Source organism: Streptomyces sp. NPDC059456, from assembly GCF_042750055.1.
Taxonomy (GTDB): Bacteria; Actinomycetota; Actinomycetes; order Streptomycetales; family Streptomycetaceae; genus Streptomyces.
Window position 1 is genome coordinate 1 of sequence record NZ_JBHYVA010000765.1, and the last position, 3,839, is coordinate 3,839.

At 76.9% G+C, this 3,839-nt stretch carries 5 protein-coding genes; 2 read left to right on the forward strand and 3 right to left on the reverse strand.

What is annotated here, in order from left to right; translation table 11 throughout:
• Positions 1 to 494 (reverse strand): phage holin family protein (locus tag ACFXA3_RS38025; protein ID WP_385195132.1); only part of this gene is annotated, 494 nt, incomplete at its 3' end.
• A gap of 218 nt (positions 495 to 712) precedes the next feature.
• Entirely contained in the window at positions 713 to 1,117 is a 405-nt protein-coding gene (locus ACFXA3_RS38030) for a hypothetical protein (protein WP_385195135.1), read from the reverse strand.
• Positions 1,118 to 1,265: 148 nt separating this feature from the next.
• Between ACFXA3_RS38030 and ACFXA3_RS38035 the strand changes: the two genes are divergently transcribed.
• The gene (locus ACFXA3_RS38035; protein WP_385195137.1) at positions 1,266 to 2,042 is read left to right on the forward strand and encodes an MBL fold metallo-hydrolase; all 777 of its coding nucleotides are present in this window, start codon (positions 1,266 to 1,268) and stop codon (positions 2,040 to 2,042) included.
• Positions 2,039 to 2,683, forward strand: coding sequence for a DedA family protein (locus tag ACFXA3_RS38040; RefSeq protein ID WP_385195140.1), 645 nt, complete (start codon positions 2,039 to 2,041; stop codon positions 2,681 to 2,683). The genes ACFXA3_RS38035 and ACFXA3_RS38040 overlap by 4 nt, the downstream gene beginning before the upstream one ends.
• A gap of 72 nt (positions 2,684 to 2,755) precedes the next feature.
• On the opposite strand, the gene ACFXA3_RS38045 is transcribed toward ACFXA3_RS38040, so the two are convergent.
• A complete protein-coding gene (locus ACFXA3_RS38045) occupies positions 2,756 to 3,769 on the reverse strand; it encodes an MBL fold metallo-hydrolase (RefSeq protein ID WP_385195143.1) in 1,014 nt (337 codons plus the stop codon).
• Positions 3,770 to 3,839: the final 70 nt, after the last annotated feature.

The following is a 3,839-nucleotide window of genomic DNA, read 5'->3' on the forward strand; positions in this document are numbered from 1 at the left end:
GGCCCGCCCTTGCCCGGCCGGCCCCGGAGCCGCCGGCGGCGCCGGTCCGCGAGCCGGTAGAGGCGGCGCCGGTAGGCCTCGTCATCGCGTACGGCGAGCGCGGTCGAGGTCGCCGAGGCGACCGCGGACATGACCGCGGCCACCACCACGGCGGTCTCCGGGGCCATTTCGCCGCCACCGGACGGGACCAGGCTGAGGGCGAGCAGCAGCAGCGAGCCGTTGAGGAAGAAGACGAGCAGGCCGAGCACGAGGGCGGGCACCAGCAGCAATGCCCGGACCAGCAGCGGCCACACGAGCGCGCTCAGCAGGCCGAAGGCGCCGGCGCCCCAGACGGCGGTCAGCCCGATCTCGGTGATGCTGTCGCCGTCGCCGGACCGGAGCCGGAAGTCGGGGAGGACGGCGGCCAGCCCGAGCATGGTGAGGGTGGACACCGCCCAGACGAGGATCACCCGTACCAGGGCGCTGCCCGTGGTCCGCCACCGTCCTCGCCGCACGCCGTACCGCCTCGTGTCTCCCCCCGGACCCGCGCCCCGCCCGCGGTCCCGCCGCACCCTCCAGCGTCGCACAGGGCGGCGGGCGCGGCCGGGTGGAGCGGGTGGCGCACGGACGTACGGAACGGGGCGGCCGCGAGCCGGGGCGCCGGGGGCGGGGGTCGCGGGTAGCGGATAGCGGGTAGCGGGTAGCGGGTAGCGGGTAGCGGGTAGCCCGGACCCTACGTGCCGTCGTACCCGGCGGTCGGCATGGACAGGCGGCGGTGCACCTCGGCCTTCATCGCGGAGGTGTACTGCGGCTCGGCGAGCCCGGCGGTCTCCAGCCGGACGCCGCGCCGCCGGCACTCGGCGGTGAACTCCTCGACGGAGCGCAGCGCACGGGCCAGTACCCGGCGGTTGGGGGCCACGAACAGATCGACCTGCCCCGCATCGATGTCGCACCAGAGCCCGCAGTGGTCGGCGCGCAGTCCGTAGAACAGCAGTTCCGTCGTCACGACGTAGCCCCGGTCCTCGGCCCAGCGGGCGCACATGGCGTGCTGGCTGCGGGTGTCGACGGCGAAGGGGTCGGTGTCCAGGTCTTCGAGCGGGGCCAGGCTGGCGATCGCGGCCACGCGCAGCTCATCCATGCCGCCCGACCCTACTCCGATCCGCCGCCCGGGAGGAGGGGGCTGCGGGCATCGGTTCGGGGCGCACCGGCGGGGCAGGATCTAGGCTTTGAAGGTCCGTGGAAACGACGGGGACACGACGGGGACACGACGGGGACGGGGAGGCCGGGTGCCGGTGGAGATCACCTGGTGGGGCCATGCCACGTGCACGGTGGAGGACTCCGGGGTGCGGCTGCTGACGGATCCGCTGTTCGCCCGGCGGCTCGCGCACCTGCGGCGCCGGCGCGGGGCGCTGCCCCCGCCCGAGGCGGCCGAGGCGGACGTGGTGCTGGTGTCGCACCTGCACGCCGACCACCTGCACCTGCCGTCGCTGGCCCGGCTGGCGCCCGGGACCCGGCTGGTGGTGCCGGCCGGGGCGCGCCGGGCCGTGCCGGGGCTGGCACGGGTCGCGGCGGAGCGCCGGCTGGCGGTCGCGGAGGTGGCCCCGGGCGAGGAGGTCGGCGTACGGGCCGGCGTACGGGTCCGGGCGGTCCGGGCGCGGCACGACGGGCGGCGGCTGCCGTTCGGGCCGCATCTGGCACCGGCGCTCGGGTACGTGGTCCACGGCTCGGTACGGACGTACTTCGCCGGGGACACCGGGCTGTTCGACGCGATGGCCGAGGAGGTCGGGCCGGTGGACGTGGCACTGCTGCCGGTCGGCGGCTGGGGCCCGTACCTGGGGCCGGGGCACCTGGACGCGGGCCGGGCGGCGCAGGCGCTGGCCGCGCTGGCTCCGGCGGCGGCCGTTCCGGTGCACTACGGGACGTACTGGCCCATCGGGCTGGACGCGGTGCGGCCGCACGAATTCCACGCGCCGGGCGAGGAGTTCGTACGGCGGGCCCGGCAGCTGGCGCCGAGGGTGGCGGTACGGGTGCCGGGACACGGCGAGCGGGTGCGGCTGCCGTGACGTGGCACGAGCCGGCGGTGACCGGGGCGGCGGTGGCAGCGGTGGTCGGCCAGGTGCCGCCGGAGACGACCCGGCAGGCGGTGGGCTACCCGGCGCTGTTCCTGCTGGTGGCGCTGGGGGCGCTGGTTCCGGTGATCCCGACGGGGGCGCTGGTGAGCACGGCGGCGGTGGTGGCGTTCCACCAGTCCCTGCCGTTCGGGCTGCTGCTGGTGTTCGTGGTGGCGGCGGTGGCCGCGTTCCTCGGGGACCTGGCGCTGTACTGGCTGGGCCAGCGGGGGGTGCGGTCCCGGGGCGGCTCCCGGTGGCTGGAGACCCTCCGCGGCCGGGCGACACCGGAACGGCTCGCCCAGGCGCAGGGCAGGCTGGAGGAACACGGGGTCCTGGTGCTGGTGCTCTCCCGGCTGGTGCCGGCGGGCCGGATCCCGGTGATGCTGGCCTGTCTGCTGGCCCGGCTCCCGCTGCGCCGGTTCGCCCGTGGCGACGCCCCGGCCTGCCTCGCCTGGGCGGCGACGTACGGCCTGATCGGCATCCTGGGCGGCTCCCTGTTCTCGGAGCCGTGGAAGGGCGTGGCCCTGGCGGTCGCCCTGACCCTCCTGATCAGCGCGGCCCCCGCCCTCTGGCGCCGCCTCCACCCCCGCTGACCCTGCGAACCGGCCCTTCGGCCCCGCCGGCGCCGACCCCGCCGACCCCGCCGGCGTTCGAGGCGCAGAGCGCTACCAGGCGCGAGAGCCGCCGATCGGGAGGTCCCAGAGGTCCTCCCGTGGCAGCCCGGCCCGGGCCCAGGCCGCCCGCACCCGGTGCAGCGGCTCCATCACCGGTTCCGCGGACAGCACGAACGTGCCCCAGTGCATGGGCGCCATCCGCCGCGCCCCCACGTCGATGCACGCCTGCACCGCTTCCTCCGGGTCGGCGTGCACGTCGGCGAGCCACCACCTCGGCGCGTACGCCCCGACCGGCAGCAGGGCCAGCTCGATGCCCGGATGGCGGCGGCCGATCTCGCCGAACCAGTGCCCGTACCCGGTGTCGCCCGCGAAGTACACCTTCCTCGGCGTCCCGGCGGCCCCCACGCGGGTCTCGGTGAGCACCCATCCGCCCCACAGGCTCCGGCAGGTGTCGATCAGCGACCGTTTCGACCAGTGGTGCGCCGGGACGAAGTCGAAGCGGACTCCGTCCAGTTCCGCGGACTCCCACCAGTCGAGCTCCGTGACCCGGGTGAAGCCGCGGCGCCGGCACCAGCGGGCCAGGCCGGCCGGGACGAAGAGCGGGGTGCGGCGGTGCAGCCGCTTGAGGGTGGGGGCGTCGAGGTGGTCGTAGTGGTTGTGGCTGATCACCACCGCGTCCACCGGGGGCAGTTCCTCCCAGCGCACGCCGACGGGGGTCATCCGGGCCGGGGTGCCGAGGATGCGCCGGGACCAGACGGGGTCGGTCAGTACGGTCAGCCCGCCGACCCGCAGGATCCAGCTGGCGTGGCCCGCCCAGGTGGCGCAGAGCGTGCCGGGGGCTGCGGCGGGCAGCGGGGCGGGGGCGTACGGCAGGTCGGGGATGCCGCGGAGCCCGTCGGGGCCGGGGCGGAAGGCGCCCTCGCGGGCGAGCCGTGCGTAGGCGCGGATGCCGGGCAACGGGGTGGTGAGCCGGTCGGCGAAGGACCGCGGCCAGCTCCGCACCTCCCCGAGGGGCCTCGGCGCGCCCGGAGCCGGTGGCGCGTGTCCGCCGGGGACGGGCGCCACGGCCGCACCCCCCGCACGACCGGGCGCCGACGCCACCGCGCCGGGGGCCGGGCCCGGCCGGGTGGGGCCG

What these genes read in the sequence shown, in the direction of transcription:
- ACFXA3_RS38030 (WP_385195135.1), bottom strand. Translation starts at nt 1,117, where the DNA reads ATGGATGAGCTGCGCGTGGCCGCGATCGCCAGCCTGGCCCCGCTCGAA.